Source organism: Streptomyces sp. BBFR2 (assembly GCF_044497305.1).
Lineage (GTDB): Bacteria > Actinomycetota > Actinomycetes > Streptomycetales > Streptomycetaceae > Streptomyces.
Genome location: NZ_CP172415.1, coordinates 3,110,572 through 3,135,508 on the forward strand (window position 1 = coordinate 3,110,572; position 24,937 = coordinate 3,135,508).

15 protein-coding genes, 1 pseudogene and 1 CRISPR repeat array are annotated in these 24,937 nt (G+C 68.7%); of the genes and pseudogenes, 12 read left to right on the forward strand and 4 right to left on the reverse strand.

The window, feature by feature from the left end:
- Positions 1–462: 462 nt before the first annotated feature.
- The 9 genes from ACGH2B_RS12085 to cas6e all read left to right on the forward strand — a co-directional run bounded on the left by ACGH2B_RS12085 (position 463) and on the right by cas6e (position 11,930).
- Positions 463–780, forward strand: coding sequence for a WXG100 family type VII secretion target (locus ACGH2B_RS12085; protein ID WP_399087873.1), 318 nt, complete (start codon positions 463–465; stop codon positions 778–780).
- Positions 780–2,123, forward strand: coding sequence for a hypothetical protein (locus ACGH2B_RS12090; protein ID WP_399087875.1), 1,344 nt, complete (start codon positions 780–782; stop codon positions 2,121–2,123). Before ACGH2B_RS12085 ends, ACGH2B_RS12090 begins: the two co-directional genes overlap by 1 nt.
- A gap of 11 nt (positions 2,124–2,134) precedes the next feature.
- Entirely contained in the window at positions 2,135–2,590 is a 456-nt protein-coding gene (locus ACGH2B_RS12095; protein ID WP_399087877.1) for a hypothetical protein, read from the forward strand.
- 180 nt (positions 2,591–2,770) lie between these two features.
- On the forward strand, positions 2,771–5,617 hold the full coding sequence (gene cas3, locus ACGH2B_RS12100) for a CRISPR-associated helicase Cas3' (RefSeq protein WP_399087879.1): 2,847 nt from the start codon (positions 2,771–2,773) through the stop codon (positions 5,615–5,617).
- Between the two features lie 36 nt (positions 5,618–5,653).
- Positions 5,654–6,905: a CRISPR direct-repeat array (repeat unit 28 nt; unit sequence CTCTTCCCCACGCACGTGGGGGTGCTCC).
- Positions 6,906–7,000: 95 nt separating this feature from the next.
- On the forward strand, positions 7,001–8,608 hold the full coding sequence (casA, locus tag ACGH2B_RS12105) for a type I-E CRISPR-associated protein Cse1/CasA (RefSeq protein ID WP_399087881.1): 1,608 nt from the start codon (positions 7,001–7,003) through the stop codon (positions 8,606–8,608).
- A gap of 50 nt (positions 8,609–8,658) precedes the next feature.
- The gene (casB, locus tag ACGH2B_RS12110; protein WP_399087883.1) at positions 8,659–9,312 is read left to right on the forward strand and encodes a type I-E CRISPR-associated protein Cse2/CasB; all 654 of its coding nucleotides are present in this window, start codon (positions 8,659–8,661) and stop codon (positions 9,310–9,312) included.
- A gap of 1 nt (position 9,313) precedes the next feature.
- Positions 9,314–10,438 carry a type I-E CRISPR-associated protein Cas7/Cse4/CasC gene (gene cas7e, locus ACGH2B_RS12115; protein ID WP_399087885.1) on the forward strand — a complete coding sequence of 375 codons (1,125 nt, stop codon included), beginning with the start codon at positions 9,314–9,316 and terminating at the stop codon, positions 10,436–10,438.
- Between the two features lie 53 nt (positions 10,439–10,491).
- Positions 10,492–11,250 carry a type I-E CRISPR-associated protein Cas5/CasD gene (gene cas5e, locus ACGH2B_RS12120; RefSeq protein WP_399087887.1) on the forward strand — a complete coding sequence of 253 codons (759 nt, stop codon included), beginning with the start codon at positions 10,492–10,494 and terminating at the stop codon, positions 11,248–11,250.
- Entirely contained in the window at positions 11,247–11,930 is a 684-nt protein-coding gene (cas6e, locus tag ACGH2B_RS12125; RefSeq protein WP_399087889.1) for a type I-E CRISPR-associated protein Cas6/Cse3/CasE, read from the forward strand. Before cas5e ends, cas6e begins: the two co-directional genes overlap by 4 nt.
- A 1,989-nt stretch (positions 11,931–13,919) precedes the next feature.
- Here the strand turns inward: cas6e and arsB are convergent.
- Positions 13,920–15,041, reverse strand: a complete 1,122-nt coding sequence (arsB, locus tag ACGH2B_RS12130) for an ACR3 family arsenite efflux transporter (RefSeq protein WP_399087891.1) — start codon at positions 15,039–15,041, stop codon at positions 13,920–13,922.
- Positions 15,041–15,352 carry an ArsR/SmtB family transcription factor gene (locus ACGH2B_RS12135; protein WP_399087893.1) on the reverse strand — a complete coding sequence of 104 codons (312 nt, stop codon included), beginning with the start codon at positions 15,350–15,352 and terminating at the stop codon, positions 15,041–15,043. The genes arsB and ACGH2B_RS12135 overlap by 1 nt, the downstream gene beginning before the upstream one ends.
- 108 nt (positions 15,353–15,460) lie before the next feature.
- Here ACGH2B_RS12135 and ACGH2B_RS12140 point away from each other — a divergent pair, with 108 nt between their 5' ends.
- The gene (locus ACGH2B_RS12140; protein ID WP_399087895.1) at positions 15,461–15,880 is read left to right on the forward strand and encodes an arsenate reductase ArsC; all 420 of its coding nucleotides are present in this window, start codon (positions 15,461–15,463) and stop codon (positions 15,878–15,880) included.
- Here the strand turns inward: ACGH2B_RS12140 and ACGH2B_RS12145 are convergent.
- Positions 15,819–16,219, reverse strand: a pseudogene (locus ACGH2B_RS12145) (ArsR/SmtB family transcription factor). The gene ACGH2B_RS12140 and the pseudogene ACGH2B_RS12145 overlap by 62 nt on opposite strands.
- A 293-nt stretch (positions 16,220–16,512) precedes the next feature.
- On the opposite strand from ACGH2B_RS12145, the gene ACGH2B_RS12150 reads away from it, so the two are divergent.
- Positions 16,513–21,747 carry a caspase family protein gene (locus ACGH2B_RS12150; RefSeq protein ID WP_399087897.1) on the forward strand — a complete coding sequence of 1,745 codons (5,235 nt, stop codon included), beginning with the start codon at positions 16,513–16,515 and terminating at the stop codon, positions 21,745–21,747.
- Positions 21,744–22,625 carry a hypothetical protein gene (locus ACGH2B_RS12155; protein WP_399087899.1) on the forward strand — a complete coding sequence of 294 codons (882 nt, stop codon included), beginning with the start codon at positions 21,744–21,746 and terminating at the stop codon, positions 22,623–22,625. The genes ACGH2B_RS12150 and ACGH2B_RS12155 overlap by 4 nt, the downstream gene beginning before the upstream one ends.
- 211 nt (positions 22,626–22,836) lie before the next feature.
- Here ACGH2B_RS12155 and ACGH2B_RS12160 read toward each other — a convergent pair whose 3' ends face one another.
- The gene (locus ACGH2B_RS12160) at positions 22,837–24,849 is read right to left on the reverse strand and encodes a heavy metal translocating P-type ATPase (RefSeq protein ID WP_399087901.1); all 2,013 of its coding nucleotides are present in this window, start codon (positions 24,847–24,849) and stop codon (positions 22,837–22,839) included.
- Positions 24,850–24,937: the final 88 nt, after the last annotated feature.

The following is a 24,937-nucleotide window of genomic DNA, read 5'->3' on the forward strand; positions in this document are numbered from 1 at the left end:
GCTCTTCCCCACGCGGGGGGGTGTTCCGCTGGATGTGCTCGGGGTGCGGATGCAGAGCACCTCTTCCCCACTCGCGTGGGGGTGTTCCCTGGAGAGGGGCCCGCTCTGTGCCAGCACGTTCCTCTTCCCCACGCACGTGGGGGTGTTCCGGTCGGCACCTACGGCGACTCACGGCTCGCCGTCTCTTCCCCAAGCACGTGGGGGTCGTCGATATGGCACACCCATGGAAGATCATCCGGGGCAGCGGCATTGACCGGGCAGTCCGTCGGACGCCGGTACCGGGGAGCTCTACGGCTACCAGCTGGCGCCGCTGGGGAAAATTGGGCGCCGCAGCGCCGTGGCTGAAACGTGCTCCTACCAGGGCGATTGTCAGTGCTGCATGCCATGGTCGCTACCCGTGAACTGGGAGCGCTGTCAGCGCTCGCAACGGTGGCGAGCACTTGTCCAAGGGGGAGGCAGAGCATGGCTGGCGACAGCTTCGAGGTGGACACCGATCAACTGAAGTCCGCTGCTCCGACGTTCCATCGGGAGTCCGTGGCCCTGGAGCGGGCGGCGTCCAAGCTCCGGAATGCGTTAGGCGGGCTGGGGGAACCCTGGGGCGGTGACGAGCAGGGCAAGAAGTTCGAGCACGTCTACGCACCGCACCGGGCACAGGTCGAGAAGGCGGCCGAAGCCCTGACCAAAGGTCTGTCGAGCATCACCAAAGCCATGAATGACATGGCTGCCAACCACGAGGAAGCTGACCGCTCGGCCGCATCCGGGTTCGAGGGCGGTAGCTGATGGGCGCTGCCGACAAGGCCAAGGAGATCGTCCAGGATCTGACCGGCATGTGGTGGCCGAAGGGCGACGAGGACGAGCTCCGGGAGGCCGCCCGTGCCTGGCGTACCTTCGCCGACGAGGTCGAGGACTGCACGGCCGCCTGCCACAAGCAGGCCCAGGACGTCATCGACACCAACAAGGGCAAGTCGATCGAGGCGTTCGGCGACTTCTGGAAGAAGTACCACGGCGGCGGCAAGGGGTATCTGGACGACGTCGCCTCCGCCGCGCGGGACATGGCCAAGGCGCTGGACAAGTTCGCCAATCAGATCGTCGAGGCGAAGACGAAGATCGAGCACGAGCTGGAGATCGCCGGGGCAGTCCTGGTCGCGGGCACCGCGCTGGCCCTCTTCACCGGAGGCATCAGCGAGGTCGCCGCGGCCGGCGCCACCGAAGCGATCGTCGCGGCAGCCAGTACAGCGGGCGTTGCCGTCTCCGCCACCGTCGCCGAGATCGCCGGAACAGTCCTGGCCACCGCCGCCATCGGCGGCATCGAGGCCATCACCGTCGACGTCGTCGTCGCTCAAGGTGGCCGTAACCTCCTTGGCGACCAGCACGGAGTCGACCTCGCCGAGGTCAAGGACGCAGGTGTCACCGGTGTCCTGATGGGAGGTGCTTTCGGCGGCGCTGCCCGTACAGCGCGGGCCGTCTCAGAAGCCGGCGGAGTCAAAACCGTGCTCCGGAACTTCGACGGAATCCACCTGGAATCCCTGGGTTTCGGCGCTCCTCGATTCGCTGTGCCCGATGGTGGCTCCTTGCCGCGTGGCTCAGCCTCCCGCATGTTCCGCACCGGAAGCGGCGACGAGGTGCCTGCTCTCCCACCCCCTCCCCGACGGGGGCAGCTGGCGAAGGGGAACGGCGGCCCCTCTCTGGAGCAGGTGCGGAAGATGCGCGACAAGCGCAAGCGCTGGTCCACAGGGGAGGACCACGTGCGCAAGATGTACGGCGGCCAGGGCGAGAAGCACTACCCCGTCCCCACGAATCAGGACCCCAAATACCCCGTCACCGCCACCGGCGGACGGAAGGTCGACGTGCCTGTCCCGCTGCCTGACGGCCGGACACTCGGCGTCGAGGTGAAGACTTACCAGCAGTACCGCATGGTCGAGGTCGCCCCCGGCCAGCATGCACCTCAGCAAGTAGAGGTGCCGCTCAGCAAGCACATCAAAGAGCAGATCCACAAAGACATCGCACTACGAAAAATGGACCCGGGATTCGACCCCCGGTGGGTATTCCTTCACGCAGGACCTTCGCAAGAATTACGCGAATACCTCAAGGAAGCCGGTATCATATTCGTGGAACACCACTAGGGAGAGAAAGAATGCAGCCTTCCGAGGCAGACCAGGCACGAGCCGACCTCGAACAGTGGGCTCAGGAAGCGCACGAGAATGTTCTCGGAATCGCCGACATGCTCAACGTCCCCGCCGAGCAGTACGAACAGGACGTACTGATCCTGATCGGCCCGCTACAGGATTACGTATCCAGGCTCCCACTTGACGAATTCGAGCAGGACGACTGGGTCACCCTGCACAGCGACCTGGCAGCATATGTGGCGGATGTCGGGATTCACGAGCACGGGGCGTCGTGGAAGGTCCGGGATGACGAGACCTCGCCCAGTGGCTTCCGTTACGTCATCGAGGGTGCAGCACTCGACGGCGAGACCAGCTCCGTGGACCCGTTCGATGTCGTCATGGAGGAATTCGGCAACCTACCGATCCAGATCGCGCGGATGCTCGCCAATGCGGAAGTGGCGATCGGAGCGAATTCCCTTACCTGATGAGATCTTGAACATTGAGCCGGTGCTCCGCTCGCCGAGCCGGCCAGAATTTGAACCGGAATTGCGCGGCTGCGGTTACTTTGCAGGCCACCGAGCACGCAGAGGCAGCCAGAAGGGGACCTTTTGCCGTCGGAGCGTTTCCTCTTCAGTGCCCCGAAAATATCGTGACCATGGAGCCTTATGATCGACGATGCGTTCGAGTGCCTGCTATGGGGGAAGTCGAAGGGCCTTCCTGCCGGTCGGCACTACCCGCTGATCTGCCACCTCGTGGATACGTCCGTGATGGCAGATGTGCTGTGGGATGCGTATCTCACACGTTCCCAACGCCGGATGATTGCGCGTGCGCTCGACCTGACCTGCGACGAGGCTCGGCGGCTGGTCGCCTTCTGGGCGGGGCTGCACGACATCGGTAAGGCGGTGCCGTCCTGGCAGGCCATGCGCCCGGATCTGGCAGAGGCTCTGGTGTCAGCGGGTTATCCCGTCGTGTCGGAGGCTGATGCTGCGGCCCTCGGTCGGCACGAGTCCTCATCCCAGCTTCTGGTCCCGTCGTTGCTGGGCGGGTTGGGCTGGAATCTGTCCGGGCGGAGGGACCGGGTCGCTGCGGTGGTTGCGGGGCAAGTCCTCGGGGGGCATCACGGTCGATACGCAGAGCCCACGCGGCCGGACATCGCGGCGGCCCCGCTGCGCTTCTTCCCCGGCCTGGGCGCAGGGGCATGGTCGGGCCAACGGGAAGCAATGGCCCGGGTGCTGGCGGCCGTAACCGACGCGCCGACGGTCACGGTGGCGAAAGACCGGATTCCAGCTGCGGCCATCACGGTGGTCACCGGGCTCATCGTGCTCGCAGACTGGCTGGTCTCCCAGGAAGACCACCTCATCCGTCGTCTTGAGGAAACTGGTGCAGTGGTCGACACGGCCGCTGTCCACGCATGGGCGGCCGCGTCCCGCACCCACGCAACTGCCCTGCTCGCGGAGGCTGGCCTCCAGGCCCCTGCTGCTCCGGCTGCAGCGACTTCGTTCGTGGACATGTTCGGCTACGTGCCGATCACCAAGCCGAATCCCCTCCAGGCGAGCATCAGCCGGTACCTGCCCGGCATGCTGAGCGGAGGACCGGGGCTGCTCCTGGTGACCGCACCGACCGGCGACGGCAAGACCGAGGCGGCGCTGTACGGGGCGGCGCTGATGGGACAGGCGTGCGGCACCCACGGCGTCTACGTCGCCCTGCCGACGATGGCCACCACCGACCAGATGCACGGCCGCCTGGCGACGTGGGCCGAGCACAACCTCCCCACCGCGGTCACCCGGCTTCACGGTTCCGCGTGGATGCACCACGACGACAACAGCACCCCGCAGAGCAAGGAGGACGCGGAGGCGGAGACCAGGGTCGTGCACGGCGACGACGGCGTGTCGACCGAGGCCACCCGCTGGCTGCACCAGTCCAACCGGCACGGTCTGCTGGCCCATCTGAACACGGGCACCATCGACCAGGCTCTCCTGTCCGTACTGCCCCTCAAATACGGCCCGCTGCGGCATCTCGCCCTCTCGGGCAAGACCCTGATCGTGGACGAGGCCCACTCGTACGATGCCTTCACCCACGCCCTGCTGCTGCGCCTGCTGCAGTGGTGCGGCGCCTGGCAGGTGCCGGTCGTCGTCCTGTCCGCCACCCTGACCGGTGACACCGCGGCCGCCCTGGTCAACGCCTACCGGCACGGCGCCGGCCACACCCAACCAGCCGCGATCGAGCCCGCCTACCCCGGCTGGTCCTTCACCGACCACGCCACCGGCACCACCAGCGTTCCGCCCGAAGCCGTCGGCACCGGACGCGGCCGCGATCTGAACGTCACCAAGGTCACCACCCGGGGCACCGGCCACCGCCATCAAACGATCCTGGCGCAGCTCGATGAGCTGGCCCATCACGGCGGCTGCGCTGCCGTCATCTGCACCACCGTCCCCCAGGCCCAGGCGACTTACCAGGCCCTGGCCGACCACTTCGGCGACGGCGTCGACCTGCATCTGCTGCACGCCCGCCTGCCCGCCCACCAGCGTGCCGACTACACCCGGCGGGCCGAGACCGCATTCGGCCGCGTCGACAAGCCCGGCACCACCAGGCCGCACCGAGGCATCATCGTCGCCACCCAGGTGATCGAGCAGTCACTGGATCTCGACTTCGACCTGATCATCAGCGACCTCGCCCCGCTCGCCCTGCTCCTGCAGCGAGCCGGCCGAGCGTTCCGGCACGGCCCGGACGCATGGGAGCGCGCCGGTCTCAAACGCCCCACCTGGGCAGGGACCGACCCCCACATGCTCGTCCTCACCCCCGGCGACACCACCGGCCGCCCCAATTTCGCACCACCGGCCTGGGGCGACGTCTACCCCCCGTCCCTGCTCCAACGCACCTGGGAACTCCTCGACCGGCACACCGGCCCCATCAACATCCCCAGCGATGTACAGCGCCTGGTGAACGCCGTCTACGATCCCGCCTTCGCCAGCACCGACCCCGACACGCTGTTCGCCGCAGACCGTGACCGCATCGCCGACGACACCGCCCGCCGAGCCCTCGCCGACCTCGCCATGATCAAGCCACCGGCCAAGGTGACCACCGCCAATCTGCACCGGCTGACCGAATCCGACGCCGACCCCGAGCTGATCACCACCCGCCTCGGCGCCAACAGCATCAGCCTGATCCCCACCTTCCACGACACCGAGAACAACATCTGGCTCGACCCCGACCACACCATCGCGCTCCCCACCCACGGCGCCGGCGAACGCGAAAGATTCACCCGCCAACAAGTCCGCACCCTCATGCACTACGCAGTCCCGATGCGCGCAGGCGCCTGGCTGAACCAGCTCACACCGGACCAGCGACCACACCCCACCTGGTCCAAGGAGCCCCGCCTCAGCAACCTGATCCGCCTCCCCCACCACCAGGCCCCCACAAGCCACCACTCGCCGCCCCTCGGCGACAGGCACCTCCGCCTCGATCCCGTCCTCGGTATCGTCGAACGCAAGCACACGACGCTTGATAAATAAATGGCAAAGCGGCCAGAACGCCGCAGGTCACAAAGCCTCTTCCCCACGGACGTGGGGGTGCTCCGCGCCTTGTCGCTGGCCAGTTCCGGGGTGACCTCTCTTCCCCACGGACGTGGGGGTGCTCCGTGACGCAGCCCGATCGTGCCGTCCTCGCGCCGCTCTTCCCCACGTACGTGGGGGTGCTCCAAAATCAGGGCGTTGAGGTGCGGGTTCCATCCGCTCTTCCCCACGTACGTGGGGGTGCTCCGTCGCTGGCGATGATCCGCCCGCACCAGGACGCCTCTTCCCCACGTACGTGGGGGTGCTCCGCCCGTCGGTACGCCGGGCGCCGGACGCTGTGGCTCTTCCCCACGTACGTGGGGGTGCTCCGCGGCCAAGGAGATCGAGGACGCGGTCACCGGGCTCTTCCCCACGCACGTGGGGGTGCTCCGGGCGTCTACGCCGAGGCCGGTCTCCAGATGGCCTCTTCCCCACGCACGTGAGGGTGCTCCGCGGGCGATCGCACACGGCTCGCAGAGGTCCCGCTCTTCCCCACGCACGTGGGGGCGCTCCGGCCGGGCCCCTGGATGAGGATCGGGAGGCGGGCTCTTCCTCACGCACGTGGGGGTGCTCCGATCGGCGGCGCGGCCTACCTACACACGCTGGTCTCTTCCCCACGCACGTGGGGGTGCTCCGATTCCGGAGGTTGACTTGCCGACGCCAGGCTTCTCTTCCCCACGCACGTGGGGGTGCTCCCTTCCCCTTCTCCCGCAGCATCTGGATCCCCGTGAGCGCCTCTTCCCCATGCACGTGGGGGTGCTCCGCCGGGCACGTCGACCGCCGCGGTGATGACGGTCTCTTCCCCACGCACGTGGGGGTGCTCCGTCGACGACGCGTTTGCCCAGCGGGGACTTCAGCCTCCCCACGCACGTGGGGGTGTTCCGCCGAACTCCGGGAAGGACCCGTCGTTGTACAGCTCCTCCCCACGGACGTGGGGTGCTCCGTCGTACGGCGGCGTCGCGGATGCCCTGGATGCCTCCTCCCTTGCACGTGGGGGTGTTCCGTCGGACCGGTCAATCGCAGATGCAGCGCGCCGCTCTTCCCCACGCGCGTGGGGGTGGTCCTCAGATGGCCATGCGCCTCCAGTCCGGGATCTCGGATTCCCCACGCACGTGGGGGTGCTCCGGGCAACCGGGAACTGAAGGCGCTTGTCCCGTACTCTTCCCCACGCACATGGGGGTGCTCCGCCGGTGTGGGTGGTGCGGGCCTGATCGCTGGCCTCTTCCCCCACGCACGTGGGGCGTACTCCTTCCTACCGATGACGTGCGGCTTCGGGGAGCGACCTCTGCCGCTGCTTCGACTCGCCCCGGGCGTTGTCAGTGGTGGGTTGTACGGTGCGCCGTAATGGACAGGACAGATGTTGAGCAGGTAACTCAGGCTTCTGGTTTGGACGTTGCGGTTGATCCGTGGATACCGGTCACCATGGTCGACGGCACGTCGCGCCGGTACGGGTTGCGGGGACTGCTGGTCGACGCGCACCTCATCGAGTCTCTGGCAGTGACGATGCCACCGGCTGAGTGCGCGATCCTGCGGATTCTGTACGCGTTGGCGCTCCGCGGCGCAGGGCTGGCGGCGTTGGACGTCGATGACCGGTATGACCTGCTGGAGCAGGGATCTTTCGACCCTGCCGTGGTCGATGCGTACTTCGCTCGGTACTCGGACCGGTTCCGGTTGTTCGACCCGGTACGTCCTTGGCTGCAGGAGCCGCGGCTGCCGTCTCAGATGGACGTGCGGGTCGAGAAGGGGAGACGGAAGGGGCAGCTGGACCGTAAATCCAGTGGCGTGGGGAAGCTGGCATGGGGCCGCGCCAGCGCTACGTCCTCGGCGTGGTTCGGTGCCTTCCACGACGGTGCCCCGGTCCCGGTGCCGGGCCCTGCTGCGGCACTGAATCTGCTCGCCTGGCTGTGGTACGGGCAGGGCGGCCCGCAGGGTCCGAACCGCAGGACTCAGCGTCATGATCTGCGGCATGCCAGCGTCGGGCCGCTGCGCGGCCTGGTCTCCTACCACCCCACGGGGCGGAATCTGTTCGAGACGATGGTGCTCGGTATCCCCGAGACCGATGTGGTCCCCGTGCCCGGCACGGATCTCGCGCCATGGGAGCGCGACGAGCCGGCCGACCCGGACGGGGAACTTCCCGTCGCAGAGGGGCCGGTGACACTGCTGACCGCACGGGCACAGCATGCCCTGCTTCTCGTGCCGTCCGAGGACCGTGCCGAAGCTTCCGACGTGTACATCGCATGGGCGTGGCCGTCATCCCTACCCGCCGTGTCGGACCCGTACCTGAATTGGCTGGAGGGGTCCAAGGGCCAGCAGTACGCACAGCGTGCGGATGTCGCCCGTGCTGTCTTCCGTGACCTGGACGGGCTGGTGCTGCACACCGCACCCGGCAGCGTCCAGCGACGGCCTCTGATCATGGACGCCATCCACGATGTCCCGGTGGAGGTGCTCGACCACGTGGCGGTTGTGGCCTATGGGTTCGAGCAGAGCCGGGAGAAGGCTGGCGGCGAGGTGGGCTGGTACCGGGCGGCGACGCCGCCGGTCCTACGCCTGATCCGTGAGGAAGAGAAAGCGAACGCGGGGCGCCTCGCTGCCGCCCGTGAGCGCGCGGAGCTGTGCGCGAGACGGCTGGAGTGGGCGGCAAACAGTGTCTGGCAGGACACCGCGGCACCTGCCGATGAAGACGACAAAGGCCCGACGCCTTGGAGCAAGCGGGCGTTGACCGCGTACTGGCCGCGCGCCGAAGCGGCGTTCTGGACGCTGCTGGACACCCGCGCCTGGGACGAGGCAGCGAACGTGTTCGGGCGGATCGCGGTGGACGTCTACGACCAGGTGATGCGCGAGGTCGTCAACGCCGATCTGCCTCGCACGGTCCGGGCCGTGGTCCAGCACCGCGGCAAGGTCGCCTCGACCCTCACCAAGACCACCAGCAGCAAACCGAAGGAGACCGAGTGACGACGCCCGAGACGCGCAGCTCCCGGCTACTGGCGGAGGCGGATGCATTCGTGGGCCGGACCATCGCGGCGTGCCGACGGGACGCCGGAACGGGACAGGCCATCCGCTCAGCACTCGGCCATACCCCTGCCGAAGCAGTGCGGGCACACCGCTATGTCGCGGCCCGGCTTCCGGATGAACCGGCAGCTGATCTGGAATGGGCGCACTACACGGTGGCCGCCCTGATCGCCCTGTATGACCCGCGCGCCAAGCCTGCCAAGGACCTTCCCTCCGACGAGGGCGATGACGACGGGGCGGCCCAGGACACCGGCCAAGGGGAGCACGAGAGGGGCAAGCGCAGGAAACAGCCGCTGCCCCTCAGCCGACGGCTGCGGCAGGGGAACCTCGGCGCCGTTCTGGGGGCACTCGACGCCCCCGACACCAGCGGGGAGGACCCCGAAGGGCGCAGCGCGCCACGGCTTCAGGCTCTGTTCCGTGAGGATCTTGCGGGCCTGCACACCGCGCTGCCCGGTGTGATGCGGCTGGCGTGCGACGCGCCGCGGCTGCCGGACTGGGGCGTGCTGCTGCACGACATCGCCGACTGGGAGCGCGACAAGCGCCGCGAGGCGGCGGTCCTGCGCTGGTCCAGCGCCTACTACAAGACCCTCACCACCGGCGCCGCGAACTCCGACGCCGACGCCGAGCACGAGAGCGAGAAGAACTGACATGGCCTTTCTGTGCCTGCACGCCGTGCAGACCATCCCGTACGCCAACCTCAACCGCGATGATCTGGGGGCGCCGAAGACTCTGGCCTTCGGCGGAACGACGCGCATCCGGTTGTCCTCACAGGCCCTGGGACGTCCGCTACGGGACTTCGTCCAGGACACCACCGGCATTAAGGCCGTGCGCACTCGCCGGATCGGCCAGCAGGTCCAGACCGCTCTCACTGACCGCGGCTGGGACGAAAAGCTGGCCGCCTCGGCCGCACAGCAGGTCCTCGGCGCCACCGGCTTCAAGCTGGACAAGGACGGCACCAAGTCCCTACTGTTCGTGCCGAATTCCACGGCCGAGAAGATCGCCGATCTGTGCGAGACGCACCGGGCCGCCATCGAAAAGACGGAGAAGTCGAGCGCGAAGAATCCCAAGCCGGGTGTGCCGGGCGATGAAATCCACGCCCTGCTCAAGGCCACCAACGGGAGCATCGCGCTGTTCGGACGGATGCTGTCCGAGCTGCCCGGGGCCGGCGTGGACGCCGCCCGGCAGATGGCCCACGGGTTCACCACGCACACCGCTCGCCGCCAGCCGGACTTCTTCGTGGCGGTCGACGATGTGACCCACGACAGCGACGAGACCGGCTCGGGCCACATGAACCACGGCGAGTACGCCAGCGGCGTGTTCTACCGGTACGCGGTTCTCGACCTGCGCGAGCTTCTCGACACGCTGGACGGGGACACCGAAACCGCCCGCCTGCTGGTCGACGCGTTCGCGCGGGGGTTCATCAAGGTCCTGCCGCAGGCGAAGAAGAACGTCACGGCCCCCCACACCATCCCGGACCTGGTGCACTTCACCGTCCGGTCCGACCAGCCCGTCAACTACGCCACCGCGTTCGAGCGGCCCATCGCAGCGGACGACGGCGGCGGCTGGGCGCGGCCCTCCCGCGCTGCTTTCTCCCGCTACGCCACGGCCGTCAACCGGCTCCTGGGCGCAGACGACGTCGCCTACAGCGGATATACGTCCATCGAGCAGGGCGAGCGCTTGGACGGCCTGGGCGAGCAGGTCGACTCCTACAAGGCACTCACCACCGGAGCGATCGACGCGCTTTTTGCCGCTCAGGCCGCAGCCAAGCAGTAGCCGCCGGCCTTCCCCACGCCCGTGGGGCCGCTCTACCGCCAAGGAGAATCCGCTTGCCCGGCATCCTCATCCACCTGTCCGGCCCGCTCATGTCTTTCGGCGAGCACGGTGAGTTCACCGAACGCGACACCCACACCCGCCCCACCCGCTCCGCACTGATCGGACTGCTCGCCGCTGCGGACGGCCGCCACCGCGGCGCAGATCTGGCTGATCTGCGTGCCCTGCGCTACACCGTCCGCACCGACCGGCCCGGCACCCGGCTCGTCGACTTCCACACCATCGGCGGCGGCCTGCCCCTGCACCAGGCCGTACCCCGGGCCGACGGCACCCGCAAACCGGAGAACAAGGCGACCGTCGTCACCCATCGCCACTACCTGGCGGACGCGGCGTTCACCGTCGCCATCGACGGCACCGACCCGACGGTCAGCCAGGCCACGGCCGCGCTGCGCGCGCCCCGCTGGCCGCTGTACCTCGGGCGCCGATCCTGCCCACCGGGAAGCCCGCTCCTCGTCGCCACCGGCCTGGACGACGCCGCCGCCGCGCTCACAAGCTTCCCAATCCACCGCCAACGCCCCTACAGGACCGACACGGTGACGGTCGACCTCGCCCACGCCACACCGCCCACCAGCGGCACCCCTGCCCGCAACCGCCTGGCCGACAACCCCGTCACCTTCGACGAACACCACCGAGCCTGGGACGTACGCACCGAGTACGTCACCACCGCCACCCTCCCGGCCAACCTCTGCGCCGGCCTCGGCACCGACTGGCTCAACGCTCTCGCCCGCCACCGCGCCCAGGAGACCCCCGCATGACCGCCCCCACCGACACGGCCGCGGTGTACCTCACCCAGCTCCACATCAACACCCGCAACCGGCAGGCCCTCTCCGATCTGGCCGACGGCGGCGGCCTCCACCGCACCCTGATGCGACTACTCCCACCAGACCTCGGCGAACAAGCCCGCGCCACAGGCGGACTGCTGTTCCGCGTCGACGAAACCGTCACCGGCATCACCATCCTCGCCCAGACCCGCACCCCGCCCCTCGTCGAGAACATCCCGGCCGACTACGCCCACGCGGCCGTCAAGAACATGACCGGCTTCCTGTCACAGCTGGCCGAAGGGACTCACGTCCACTACCGGATCGCCGCCAACCCCACCACCCAGCTCGGCACCCTCGCCGACCGCCAGCGCGTCCAGGCCACCCGCAAACTCAAGCGCCTCCCCCCAGCCCGCACCGTCCTCACCGGACCCAAAGCAGACGACTGGTGGGCCCGCCGAGCCACCACCAACGGCCTCACCCTGCACAGCATCCTCCGCACCAACACCCCTTCCGTACACATCACCCACAAGCCCGGAAGGCACCGCCACGCCATCACCGTCTTCGAAGGAGACGCCACCATCACCGACGCCGACACCCTCCGCACCGCAGTCCTCAACGGCATCGGCCGCGGACGCTCCTACGGCGCCGGACTCCTCAGCCTCGCCCCCGCCTAACCAGCAAAGAAAGCGCAAAGCATCGAGAGAGCCCCAGCTCAGGAAGGGGGTTCCCCACGCACTTGGGGGTGGTCCGTGAGCGCAGGAACTTGCACGAACTCGTAGACGGGGTTCCCCACGCATGTGGGGGTGGTCCGCGGTCAGGGGTCAGGAAAACGGCGCCGGTGCTGGGTTCCCCACGCACGTGGGGGTGGTCCGCCGTTGGCGACCTCGAAGACCCCCATGGCGGCGGGTTCCCCACGCACGTGGGGGTGCTCCGCCAGGGAGGCCCGTCCTCCTTTTCGGGGCAGACTCTTCCTCACGCACGTGGGGGTGCTCCGGGGGCCTGGACGACCGCCGACGGGCGGTCCCTCTCTTCCCCACGCACGTGGGGGTGCTCCGGGGCAGCACGACCGCAACCCCGGTGAGTCCAACTCTTCCCGACGCACGTGGGGGTGCTCCGAGCTGCTCCAGCAGGCCGCCCAGGACTACGAGCGCTTCCCCACGCACGTGGGGGTGCTCCGGAGTACATCGCTGCCGTACGGGAGGGTCGGGACTCTTCCCCACGCATGTGGGGGTGTTCCGGCCCGCCTCGTCTCCGCCCACCTCAAGGTGGCCTCTTCCCCCACGAACGTGGGGGTGTTCCGCTCAGCGCTGGGGACGGCTATACCTACTACCCCTCTTCCCCACGCACGTGGGGGTGCTCCGAGGCGTCTGCTCCTGCTCGGCTCCCTGGCCCGATCTTCCCCACGCACGTGGGGGTGCTCCGACCGCGGGAATGCTCCGATCGTCCTTGCGTCGTTCTTCCCCACGCACGTGGGGGTGCTCCGCTCCTGCGCAACCTCGTGAGCAGGGGGCGTGCCTCTTCCCCACGCACGTGGGGTTGCTCCGGACCCGCTGACCCGCCCGCTCGTTGAGCGGCGCTCCTCCCCACGGACGTGGGGGTGGTCCGCCGGGAGTGTCGACGATGATGCGGCACCGCTCGGGTTCCCCACACACGTGGGGGTGGTCCGGCGCGCCAGAACGCCCCGTCCGCTCGTTCGTAGAGTTCCCCACGTACGTGGGGGTGGTCCGTCGGCGGCCATGCCGTCCGCAGCGCCCGACGAGGATTCCCCACGCATATGGGGTTGGTCCGGTAGAGACGCGCGAAGAGCGCGCAGGGCGGGAGAATTCCCCACACACGTGGGGGCGGACCGCTACTCAAGTTCTCGCCCGAGCATGGGAGCCGGCTTCCACATGCATGTTGAGGTAGTTCGCTGGTGTCGGATCTCCAACAGCCGGAACCTTGGAATCACCGCTTCTAGATCAAAATGACCACCCGCCATCCTCGGCTTCGGCATCCTCGCCATCCGCAACCGCATCAACGCTGGCCCGTCGGCAACTGGAGCACGCAGCCACTACTCGCCCCCACGGTGACTCTCCGCGATCGCCGCAGGAGCACGAGAGCAGCCACCATCGGCCCACAAAGCAACGTGCACTTTTGCAAATGTACGAGGTACGAGAGCCCCAACCTTCGACACCGACCAGGCGCCGACTGGATGTGTTGCATATGCAGCACGAACCGTCCTTGAGTGGCATCGAACGCCACCCAACAGCACCGAAACACCCCCTCCCACCTGCCTCTTTAGAAAAACCCCAGGTGAGAAGCATCATGTTGACGGGTTCAAATCCCACCGCTACCGCTCACAAACACCCCTCTGATCCGCGGAAACGCGGATCAGAGGGGTGTTTTGCTCGCTGCGTGTGCGGCGGGATTCGCCGCACACGGCTCCTGACGGGGCCGCAGCTTTCGTCAACTTCCCTGCGGGCAAGGGTTTTCGGCGCAGCCCTCCGTGGGACCGCCGTCCACGGTGCCCGCCGAGACGGGCTCGACGTTCCGCGCGCCCGCGAGGGCAGGGCGGACGCATCCGTTCATCCCGTTACCGGTGAAGGCGTGTCGGGGCCTGTCGGAGTGCGCAGCCGAGGAGAAGAACACTCCCCTGCCCTCGCGGTCGGGGCAACGTCCACGGCTCAGCCCTCCTTCGCCTCCGTCGTCACGGCTGCCGGGGCGAACCTGCGGCGCCAGGCCAGGGCCACGTAGACGAGTCCGATGAGGACCGGGACCTCGATGAGCGGGCCGACGACGCCGGAGAGGGCCTGGCCGGAGGTGGCGCCGAAGGTGGCGATGGCGACGGCGATGGCGAGTTCGAAGTTGTTGCCCGCGGCGGTGAAGGCGAGTGTCGCGGTGCGGTCGTAGGCCATCCCCAGGCCCTTGCCGAGGAGGAAGGTGCCGAAGAACATCACGGCGAAGTACGCCAGCAAGGGCAGGGCGATGCGGATGACGTCGACCGGCTGCGAGGTGATCGTCTTTCCCTGGAGGGCGAAGAGGATGACGATCGTGAAGAGGAGGCCGTACAGGGCCCAGGGGCCGGTCTTCGGCAGGAAACCGGCCTCGTACCGGGTGCGGCCGAGCTTCTTCTCGCCGAGGCGGCGGGTGAGGAATCCGGCCACCAGCGGGACGCCGAGGAAGACGATCACGTTCAGGGCGATGTGCCAGACGGACACGTCGAGGCCCTGTCCGTCGCCGAGTCCCAGCCACCGGGGGAGCAGGTCGAGGTAGAACCAGCCGAGCAGGCCGAAGGCGATGACCTGGAAGACGGAGTTCAACGCGACGAGGACGGCGGCGGCCTCGCGGTCGCCGCAGGCCAGGTCGTTCCAGATGATGACCATGGCGATGCAGCGGGCCAGGCCGACGATGATCAGGCCGGTGCGGTACTCGGGCAGGTCGGGCAGGAAGATCCAGGCGAGGGCGAACATCACGGCCGGGCCGATGAGCCAGTTGATCACCAGGGAGGAGACCATCAGCTTCTTGTCGCCGGTGACGGTGTCGAGGCGGTCGTAGCGGACCTTGGCCAGGACCGGATACATCATCACCAGCAGCCCGATCGCGATCGGCAGGGAGATCCCGCCGATCTCGACCTTCGCCAGCGCGTCGCCCATGCCGGGGATCGCGCGTCCCAGGCCCAGGCCGACGATCATGGCCAGCAGGATCCATACGGCGAGGTAGCGGTCGAGGGTGGAGAGCTTCGCGACGATCGACGCCTGCGCGCCGGTCTCCGCGGTCGTCGCGCCGGGTGCGTCCGTCGTCTTCATCAGCAGGCTCGCTTCCGGCCGGTCTCGGCGGTCGTGCGGGCGGTTTCGGCGAGGTCGGAGAACTGGCCGGCCAGGCGCGCGATGACGTCGGGCCGAAGCCGGTAGTAGGTGAAGCGTCCGCACGGCTCCGTCTCGACGACCCCGGCCTCGCGCAGCACCTTGAGGTGGTTGGAGAGGTTGGTCTGCCGTGCCCCGGTCTCCTCGACCAGGTGTGTGGTGCACAGGGTCTCGTGGGCGAGCAGGTTCACGATCCGCAGCCTGAGCGGGTCGGAGAGCACCCGGATCAGATCAGTGTCGACTGACGTCATCATGCGCTGATATTCTCACATCACTGGCAACTGATACCACTGGGTGCTGATGCCGCTGGGTGCTGATGCGACGGGCGTCCGCCCCGAACAGGACGAGAGGGAGGGACCGTGATGTCCGGCAAGCCGTCCGTGCTGTTCGTCTGCGTCCACAACGCCGGTCGCTCGCAGATGGCCGCCGCGTGGCTGAGCCACCTGGCCGGCGACCGTATCGAGGTCCGCTCGGCGGGCTCCGCCCCCGGTGATGCCGTCAATCCCGCCGCCGTCGAGGCGATGCGCGAGGCCGGGATCGACATCTCCGCCCAGAGGCCGAAGCTCCTCACCGTCGACGCCGTCCGGGAATCGGACGTCTGCATCACCATGGGCTGCGGGGACGCCTGCCCCGTCTTCCCCGGCAAGCGCTACCTGGACTGGCGGCTCGATGACCCGGCAGGCCAGGGCGTGGAGGCCGTCCACCCCATCCGCGACGAGATCAGGAAGCTGGTCGAGGGGCTGATCGAGGAGATCGCCCCTCGGGGGCGGTCCGCCGTGTGAGCGCGCCACCTGGCGGCCGGGGGCCCAGCGGGCTTCCGGCCGCAAGGACCGACGGCTCGATGGTTCGACGGCTTGACGACTCGATGCGGGAGCAGACCCAGGTGCCGCGCCGCTCGGAAGCCAGCAGTCCGGTTTCCTTGCCTTGGGCGTTTTCAGGTGAGGGGGAACGAGCGGCTGGGACACGGCGGCATCGGAGATGTCGGCGTCGCAGACGCACGCCTCGCCGCCCTCGTGCGAGGCCACCGCGGTGAACGGCCGCAACCGCACCGGATCGCCGAGCGCCTTGAACATCCGCGCACCCGTCTCGGCCTCCTCGGCGGTGAACGGCCGCTCCGTCAGTGGCGGGCAGCACGGACAAGGCCGAGCTCGCCGCGGAAAGCAGCTGCTGCGGCTTGACCGGCCAGGGCGATCAACGGAAGGGGGCTGCGATCGCTGCACAGAACCGAACGCGGGCCCCATGCGCCTTCTAGCCTCGGGGCGATCGCGCAGCAGAGGCGAACAGCGGCGTTCCCAGGCGGCGGAGCGGGCGGACGGCGGCCTCGCGGCTCGGTGATTGTGCGCAAAGTCCACCCCGCGGCCAGGCTCATCGATAGAGTCGCCTGAGCTACGGCACATGGCGGTGGGGTGGTCGGGTGGGGCGGAGTTTCTTCATTGCTTTGGGCAGCGGTCGGTACCGCAATCTCCCCGAGGACGAGCAGCTGGGGTCCGTACCTGGTGATATCCACGCGGTCTCACAATTGTTCGGCAGATTCGGCTACCAGACGGTGCTGCCCGGACTGGGTGAGTACGACGGTGCCGAGCAGATCCGGCAGAAGTTACGTCACTGGTCGGCAGACGTAGCACTGACCGCTGATGATGTGGTCGTCGTGTACTTCGCGGGCCATGGTGCGGTGGAGCAGCGGGACCGGCACTATCTCCTCTGCTGGGATTCGCAGGACGAGGATCTCGCCACCACTGCCCTGGCGACGGAGGACCTGCTGCGCATCCTCTGCCGGGGAGGCCTGCGGCACCTCCTGCTGATTCTCGACACCTGCGCAGGCGGCGCGGGCAGTGCCGAGGCATCGGCCGTCGCCCTCCAATCCATCGCCTACCGCAATGTGCGAGGCGGTGCCTCCTCTGGACTGTGGTTCCTTGCCTCTGCCCGACGCAAGGACATCGCCGAGGACGGTGCCTTCGTGGCTGCTCTGGACGAGGCAGTTGGTACAACGACCGATCGTACGGGCCAGCGCCAGCAGTTTCTCGACCTCACCGAGTTGGTGAAGGCGGTCAACGAGCGCTTCGAGGCCGACGGCAGATCACAGCGCGCCGAGTTGGCCAGCGGGCTCGTCACCGGGCTTGCACCGTTTCTCCCTAACGCCGGGTACCGGGAAGAATTGCCGCCGGTCGGTACCGACCTCGAAATCCAGCGCAGGGTCGCGGACCGGGACCTCACCGAACACTTCGGCCCCCGGTCACGCGGGGTGGAGTTCGAATCCGAGCAGGGACTGTACTTCAGTGGACGCCGCAGCGTGCTGTCCGAGCTGGTGGCATGGCTGACCTCGGATGAAAGCGACGGTAAGGGGCGCGTCGTCACCGGCAGCCCGGGGTGTGGAAAGTCGGCGGTCCTCGGCCGGATCGTCGCGTTGTCGGACGGCCGTTACCGCCCCAGACTCGGACTGTCCGGCGCGGATCCGGAGACGGTCATTCCCGAGGGCTGTGTGGCGGCTGCCGTGCACGCACGGCACAAGCGGCTCGAAGAAGTGGTGGAGCGCATCGCTCTCGCCCTCGGTACGAAGGCGGACGGCGCGGCCGCGCTGCTTCAGGAACTCACCCGGCGTGGCAGGCAGGTGCCGCCGCTGATCATCGTGGTCGACGCGGTGGACGAGGCCGGATCGGACACCGCTGCCGACGCCGGAGGCCACGGCGAACCTCGCCGCATCACCCGTGAACTCCTTCGCCCCATGGCGGAGATCCAGGGGGTGCGGCTCCTGGTCGGTACCCGGCACGAACTCGTCGCACCGCTCGGCCCCACCTTCACCTGCATCGATCTGGACCTGCCCGCATACCGTGCCGAGGAACAGGATGTCGCCAGGTACGTCACCCGGGTTCTGCTTGCCACAGAGGAGCCCGAGGTGTGCACGCCGTACCGGGACTGCCCCGACCTGGCCGGGACAGTTGCCGCGAGCGTCGCGGAGAAAGCGGCGGGCGTTTACCTCTACGCCAGAACCACCGCACGCACTCTGCGGTCGGACCGGACCGTCGTCGACGTGGCACGTCCGGACTGGGCACAGAAGCTGCCGAGCGAAGTGGGAGAGGCATTCGACGACTATCTGGCGCGATTCGGACCGGACGAGGCACGGGTACGCCGGATGTTGCTGGCCCTCGCGTTCTCAGAGGGCAGGGGACTGCCACGAGGCAGGGTCTGGACCGCTCTGAGTTCGGTGCTTTCCGGTGTGCCTTGCACAGAAGAGGACGTCTCCTGGGTGTTGGACGTCGCCGAGGCGTATATCGCCGAGGTCATCGATGACGACCGGCGCTCGGCCTACCGGCTCTATCACAAGGCCCTCGCCGAGCATCTGCGCGCGACGGCAGACCGCCCACCGGAGGACATCCAGCAGGCGGTCGTCATCGCGCTCCGCTCGCTCGTGCCCGTCACGCCGGACGGAGCGCTCGACTGGTTCGCCGCTGTTCCCTACGTCGGCCAACACCTGGCCACACATGCGGCGGCGGCCGGTGCGCTGGACGGTCTCATCGAAGACCCCGGGTTCTTGCTCGCCGGTGAACCACTTGCCCTGCTGCGGGCCTTCGCCTCGATCGAAGGGGAGGAGCCGCGGCGCATTCGCGGTGCGTATGAACAGGTCGCGCACCGTCTGACGGCCGACCGCCCACTGGGGGAACGGGCGGCGGATCTCCAGCTCTCCGCACGCCGTTGCGAGGCCGACCGCCTCGCGGACCGAATCGAAGGGCTGGGTGTTTCGCTTCCCTGGTCCGCAAGTTGGGCGTGGTGGTCGGCGAGCGGAGTGCACCGACTGCTGAGCGGCCATGCCAAGACGATCGGCTGTGTGGCCGTCGGCGACCTGGACGGCCGTCCCATCGCGGTGACCGGAAGCATCGACGGGACAGCTCTGGTGTGGGACCTGACGTCGCAGCGGCAGATCGGGGACCCACTGGAGGTCAAGGTCGCGGTGAGCGCCATCGTCATCGGCGACCTCGGTGACTACACCGTCGCTCTGACGGGCGGACAGGATGGCATCATCCGGGTCTGGGACCTCTCCGCGGGTCAGGAGTACGGCGAGCCACTGAGCGGCCACACCAACCAGGTCGAGAGCTTGGTGATCGGCGCTATCGAGGAACGGCCCGTGGTGCTCAGCACCAGCACGGACGGGACCGCACGGATCTGGGACCTGGTGAGTCGACGTCAGCTCGGTGGGGATCTCAGTGCACACAAAAGCACTGTCCGGGATGCCGATCTGGGCGAGCTGGACGGGCTCCCCATCGCTGTCACCGGCGGAGATGACAAAACCGTCCGTGTCTGGGATCTGAGCGAGCTGTTGACCGGCGGGGACGCGCGCCAGGACGGCAGCCCGTTGACGGGGCCCGCCGGAGCGGTTACGGCGGTCTGCCTGGCGCGGCTGGACGACCGTTCCGTAGCGCTGGTCGGTGACGGCAACGGCATGCTCACCCGGTGGGATCTGGAAGCGCGCCGGCAGATCGGTGAACCGGTCATGGCGCACGTCTACTGGGTGAGAAGTGGTGTCACCTCAGCGGTGATCGGCGACTTCAAGGGCCGCCCCGTCGCGCTGACCAGCGGCCGCCGCGAGTCCCGGCTGTGGGATCTGCGGACACTTCAACAGCTCGGCCCCCCGCTCCGCGGACACGTCGAGGACATCACGGCCGCCGCACTCACCAACCGGACGGACGCAGCTCTGGCAGTCACCGTCAGCAGGGACCGCACGGCGCGCATCTGGGATCTCACCGCGGACCAGCCCGAAGAGGGGCACGCCCGGCCGGTGTCTTCGGTGGCGTTCGCCGAGGTCCGGGGCTGCCCCATGGTGGTCACCGGTGGGGAGGACGGCACAGCCCGGCTGTGGGACCTGCGCGATCATCGGCAACTGTGCGGCCCGATGGAGGGCCACTCGGGGCAGGTACTCGCGGTGGCCTTCGGGGAATCCAACGGACGCACTGTCGTGGCGACAGCGGGGTCCGACACCACCGTCCAGCTGTGGGACCCGTTCCGTGACACCTCACCGGGGGCACCCCTCGAGGGGCATACGAACGCGGTGCACTGCCTTGCCTTCGGCACGCTGGACAGCGCAACGGTAATCGTGAGCGGCGGCGAAGACGGCACGGTGCGCATCTGGAACGCGGCGTCCGGGGAACCGATCGGTCGCCCTCTGGTGGGCCACATCGGCGGTGTCCGGCATCTCGCCGTCCGGCGGTCGGGCCAGGGCATGGAGATCGTCCTGAGCACGTTCCTCAATCACGCTTACGTCTGGCAGATCAGCAGCCACCGGGAGCCGTTCCCGACCGGGCCGTATGCGCACTTCAACGTCGAGGACCTCACCCCCTCCACGCTTGCCGTGGGCGTTGCCTTCCACGAGAGCCGACCAGTCGTCCTCACGGTGCTGGACGGTAACAACATCCACCTACACGATGTGGTGACCCACGCGGACGTGGGCGGGCCGTACCGCGGGCACACCGAGTGGGTGACCGTGGCCGCGCTGGGCCGGGTTGGCCGTGACGCCGTCATTGCTTCCATGGCCCTCGACAACACCATTCGGCTGTGGAATGTGGAGACCGGCGCTCCCTTGGGGGCACCGCTGGAGGGTTCCCTCACCCTGGGGCCGAGCATCAGACGCGCGGCCCCGGTGTTCGGCACGCTCAACGGAGTGCCCGTCGCGGTGACCGCGGACTCGCGAGAGGCCCGGGTCTGGGACCTGGCCGCCATGCGCCCCATTGGCGAACCGCTGAGCGGCGCGGAACAGAACCTGGTGTCGGTCGGCATCGTCCGGACCGGGGCCAACCGGGCCGTCGTTGTCACGGGTGGCAAAGACGGCACTGTGCGCACCCATGCCCTGGACGACGGGCGCCAAGTCGCGGCCCATCTGACGTCCTCCAGCAACTACACCACCGACCTCACGGCCGCCACGCTTCCGGATGGCGGAGTCGTGGTGCGCAGCAGCCGAGGAGGAGCGGAGGTATGGCATCTGGAATCCCGAAAATTGCTCGGCAGGTTTTCCGGCACCTCGTGGCGCGCCTGTGTACACACCGTGGGCGAGCGGGCAGTGGCCGTATCGGTCGGGGAGGACTACACCCTCCATGCCTGGGATCTGCACACCCTGGCCCCTGTGTGCTCTCCGATGAGGGGGCACACCGCCCTTGTGATGACGGTGCGGACGGAGACTGTCGGGGGCATTCCGCTGGCCGCGAGTGCCTCACAGGATGGCACCGTGCGCCTGTGGGATCTGTCCACCGGCACACCGTTCCATGAACCGTGGGGAGGCCACGAGATGGGTGCGTACGGCCTGGAAATCGCTCGGTTGGACCACCCCGTTGTGATCTCCGGGGCGGGCAACGGGCATCTGTGCTTCCGGGATCTGGCCGAGGGGTCCGACATCGGCGTGGAACTGGAACCCTTTCCGTCAGCGGTCCAGGCGATCCGGGTGGCCGATATGGACGGCTCCCCCGTCCTGGTGGCCGCAGACCGCTACGGTCTGATGCGGATCTGGAACACAGTCTCCGCGACGTGGACCGCCGAACTCGATATCGGCAGTTCGATCAAAGGCCTCGCGGTCAACGACGGAAGAGTCTGCGTCGCGACCGAGATGGGATTGGTTGCGCTGCGGCTGAACCACAATGGCAGAGCGGATGGGCAGGAATTCCTGTGACCCGAATCGTCCTGGTTCACGGCATAGCCCAGCAGTTCAAGGGCGCGGAGACACTGTCCGCCGACTGGTACCCGGCGCTCAGCGACGGTGTGGGCCTGGCATCGGGTAAGCGCATCGCGCCGAGTGAAGTCTCCATGGCCTTTTACGGCGACCTCTTCCGGCCTGCTGGACACCGAGGGATCGGAATTCCTGATCTGGACGCCACCGATATCCAGGGCGACATCGAAAGCGAACTGCTGTGGGAGTGGTGGAAATTCACGGCCACGCGGGATCCGGCGGTACCGCGCCCGGATGCGCCGGCCCGGTTGCGTACGCCGAACATGGTGCAGCGCGCCCTGGACGCGCTCAGCCACTCGGCGTTCTTCGCAGGGCTCAGCGAGCGCATGCTGATCTTCAGTGCCAGGCAGGTGCGCAGTTACTTCACCGACCCTGGGATTCGCGCCGCGGCCCAACACCGACTGGTCGCCCAGGTAACACCGGAAACCCGGGTGATCGTTGCCCACTCGCTCGGCACCGTCGTGGCCTATGAGGCCCTCTGTGCTCACCCGTACTGGCACGATCTGACGTTGGTGACCCTTGGGTCTCCACTGGCCGTTCGTAACCTGATCTTCGATCGGCTCCTGCCCCGGCCGATACATGGGAATGCTCGCTGGCCGGCTCCCGTGACACGGTGGACCAACATCTTCGACGAGGGCGACGCGGTCTGTTTGGTGAAGACCCTCGCACCGAGATTCGGCGGCCGCATCAGCGACCTCTCCGTCCATAACGGCGCCGCAGCGCACGACGTCCGTCCCTATCTCTCCGCCCGCGAAACCGGCCAGGCCATCGCCGAGGCGCTGGCGCCGGGCCCATCAGGAGTTCACGCAGAGCAGGGGTGACCGTGATCGGGTCAGCGAGCTGCTGGTCACCACAAGGAAGCCAGGCCGAAGAGAGCAACCAGTTCACCACCAGTACGCGCATTGGGACGAATAAGGCGTGATCGTCGTTGAATTCCTTCGCCAGCATTCGTCTGATCTCAGTCGAGGCCGACACTGTTCCGTCCGCGCCAGGCACACCGCCGGCAGCGGCTCCGCATGCGGCGCCGCTCACTCACGCCGTGCCGTCCGCCACCCCGGGCCACGCCCTCTCCCGCAGCAGTCGCAGGCCGTTGAGGGCGACGAGGACGGTGGAGCCTTCGTGACCGGCCACGCCCAGGGGGAGGGGGAGGGTGGCGAGGAGGTCCCAGGCGGTCAGGGCGGTGATGAAGGTGGCGGCGATGAGGAGGTTCTGGAGTACCAGGCGGCGGGCGGTGCGGGAGAGTTGGACGGCTGCGGGGATGGTGGCGAGTTCGTCGCGTACGACTACGGCGTCGGCGGTTTCCAGGGTGAGGTCGGAGCCGGCTTTGCCCATCGCGATGCCGGTGTGGGCGGCGGCGAGGGCGGGGGCGTCGTTGATGCCGTCGCCGACGACCAGCACCCGTCGGCCGTGGGCCTGCCACTCCTCGACGGCGGCCACCTTGTCCTGGGGCAGCAGGCCGGCGCGGACGTCGGTGATGCCGACCTCGGCGGCCAGGCGCCGGGCGGCGCGTTCGTTGTCGCCGGTCAGCAGCGTGGGGGCGGTACCGGTGAGCCGGGTGAGGGCGGCGACGGTGGCCGCCGCGTCGGGGCGCAGGCGGTCGGCGATCCCCAGGACGCCGACCGGGGCGCCGTCACGCAGGACGACGACGGCGGTGTGTCCGGCGTCCTCCAGCGCGGCCACCACCGCGTGGTGCGGGGCGTCCTCCGGTCCGGCCACCGCCGCGTGGTGCGGGGCGTGGGCCGGAGCGGCCGGGAGGTGGGCGGGCGAGCCGACGGTGACGGTGTGGCCTTGGACGGTGGCGGTGACGCCCTGGCCCGGGGCCGAGGTGAAGCCGGTGGCGGCGGCCAGGGGCAGGCCGCGTTCGCGGGCCGCGGTGACGAGGGCGCGGGCGAGGGGGTGCTCGCTGGGGTGCTCGGCGGAGGCGGCCAGCTTCAGGAGCGCGGCACCGTCCAGACCGCTGCCGGGCAGGGGGCGCAGGTCGGTGAGGCGGGGGGTGCCTTCGGTGAGGGTGCCGGTCTTGTCGAGGGCGACGGTGTCGGTCTGCCCGAGGCGTTCCATGACGACGGCGGACTTGGCGAGTACGCCGCGGCGGCCGGCGTTGGCGAGGGCGGAGAGCAGCGGCGGCATGGTGGAGAGGACCACCGCGCACGGCGAGGCGACGATCATGAAGGTCATGGCCCGGAGCAGCGCCGAGGTCAGGCTCACGCCGAGGGCGAGCGGGACGGCGAAGACGGCGAGGGTCGCGAGGACCATGCCGATCGAGTAGCGCTGTTCGATCTTCTCGATGAAGAGCTGGGTGGGGGCCTTGGTCGAGGAGGCTTCCTCGACCATCCGCACGATCCGGGCGATGACCGAGTCGGACGGGTCCCGCTCGACGCGGACGCGCAGGGCGCCGGTGCCGTTGACGGTGCCCGCGAAGACCTCGTCGCCGGTCCGCTTGGTGACCGGCAGGGGCTCGCCGGTGATGGTCGCCTGGTCCACGTCGCTCGCGCCGTCGGTGACCCGGCCGTCGGCGCCGATCCGTTCGCCGGGCCGGACGAGGACGAGGTCCCCGGGCGCCAGCCGCGCGGCGTCGACGCGCTCCTCGGTGCCGTCCGGCAGGAGGCGGGTGGCGGTCGCGGGGGCGAGGTCGAGCAGGCCGCGTACGGAGTCGGCGGTGCGGGCGGTGGCGACGGCTTCCAGGGCGCCGGAGGTGGCGAAGATGACGATCAGCAGGGCGCCGTCGAGGGCCTGGCCGATCGCGGCGGCGCCGAGGGCGGCGACGACCATCAGCAGGTCCACGTCGAGCGTCCGGTCCTTCAGCGCCTTCAGGCCCTCCCAGCCCGGTTCCCAGCCGCCGGTGACGTAGACCGCGGCGAACAGGACCGCCCGCAGCCACGCCGGGCCGTCCAGCAGGTGGACGGGGAGGGCGAGCAGGAACAGCACCAGAGCGGCGAGCGCCCAGCGGGACTCCGGCAGGGCCAGGACGCGGGTGCGGCGCCGTGGCGGGGCCGGGCGCGGGCTGTCGGCGGGTGGTGCGGACCGCTGGTCCAGGGCAGAGGGCATGGCGGAGGGACCCTTCTCGGGCAGGACAGGGCGACCCCTCCACCGTACAGGAATATATGAACAGGTCTTCAGGTGTCGTCGTTATGAT

What these genes read in the sequence shown, in the direction of transcription:
- ACGH2B_RS12140 (WP_399087895.1), top strand. Translation starts at nt 15,461, where the DNA reads ATGTCCGGCAAGCCGTCCGTGCTGTTCGTCTGCGTCCACAACGCCGGT.
- cas7e (WP_399087885.1), top strand. Translation starts at nt 9,314, where the DNA reads ATGGCCTTTCTGTGCCTGCACGCCGTGCAGACCATCCCGTACGCCAAC.
- ACGH2B_RS12160 (WP_399087901.1), bottom strand. Translation starts at nt 24,849, where the DNA reads ATGCCCTCTGCCCTGGACCAGCGGTCCGCACCACCCGCCGACAGCCCG.
- cas3 (WP_399087879.1), top strand. Translation starts at nt 2,771, where the DNA reads ATGATCGACGATGCGTTCGAGTGCCTGCTATGGGGGAAGTCGAAGGGC.
- ACGH2B_RS12090 (WP_399087875.1), top strand. Translation starts at nt 780, where the DNA reads ATGGGCGCTGCCGACAAGGCCAAGGAGATCGTCCAGGATCTGACCGGC.
- cas6e (WP_399087889.1), top strand. Translation starts at nt 11,247, where the DNA reads ATGACCGCCCCCACCGACACGGCCGCGGTGTACCTCACCCAGCTCCAC.
- ACGH2B_RS12085 (WP_399087873.1), top strand. Translation starts at nt 463, where the DNA reads ATGGCTGGCGACAGCTTCGAGGTGGACACCGATCAACTGAAGTCCGCT.
- arsB (WP_399087891.1), bottom strand. Translation starts at nt 15,041, where the DNA reads ATGAAGACGACGGACGCACCCGGCGCGACGACCGCGGAGACCGGCGCG.
- ACGH2B_RS12095 (WP_399087877.1), top strand. Translation starts at nt 2,135, where the DNA reads ATGCAGCCTTCCGAGGCAGACCAGGCACGAGCCGACCTCGAACAGTGG.
- casA (WP_399087881.1), top strand. Translation starts at nt 7,001, where the DNA reads ATGGACAGGACAGATGTTGAGCAGGTAACTCAGGCTTCTGGTTTGGAC.
- ACGH2B_RS12135 (WP_399087893.1), bottom strand. Translation starts at nt 15,352, where the DNA reads ATGATGACGTCAGTCGACACTGATCTGATCCGGGTGCTCTCCGACCCG.